Source organism: Paraburkholderia sp. J67 (assembly GCF_905220265.1).
GTDB lineage: Bacteria > Pseudomonadota > Gammaproteobacteria > Burkholderiales > Burkholderiaceae > Paraburkholderia.
In genome coordinates this window covers 1-313 of sequence record NZ_CAJMZK010000126.1, presented here as the reverse complement: position 1 = coordinate 313, position 313 = coordinate 1, and the positions used below count along the sequence as shown (strand labels likewise).

Annotated in this window: 1 protein-coding gene; it reads left to right on the top strand. The window is 62.6% G+C overall.

Annotation, left to right across the window (positions count from 1 at the left end):
* A partial coding sequence (locus tag U5782_RS41465; RefSeq protein ID WP_322049650.1) for an AMP-binding protein occupies positions 1-313 on the top strand: 313 nt, incomplete at both ends.

Genomic DNA, 313 nt, shown 5'->3' with positions numbered 1-313 from the left:
TGACCTGGCAAAAGCCCTTCACGAAGGTGCTGGACGAATCGAAGGCCCCGTTCTACACCTGGTTCGAAGACGGCGAACTCAACGCCTCGTACAACAGCCTCGACCGTCACGTCGAAGCCGGCAACGGCGAGCGCGTCGCGATCATCTTCGAAGCCGACGACGGCACCGTCACCAACATCACCTATCAGGATCTGCTCCAGCGCGTCTCGCGCTTCGCCAACGCGCTCAAGAAGCGCGGCGTGAAGAAGGGCGACCGCGTGGTCATCTACATGCCGATGTCGGTCGAAGGCGTGGTGGCGATGCAGGCCTGCGC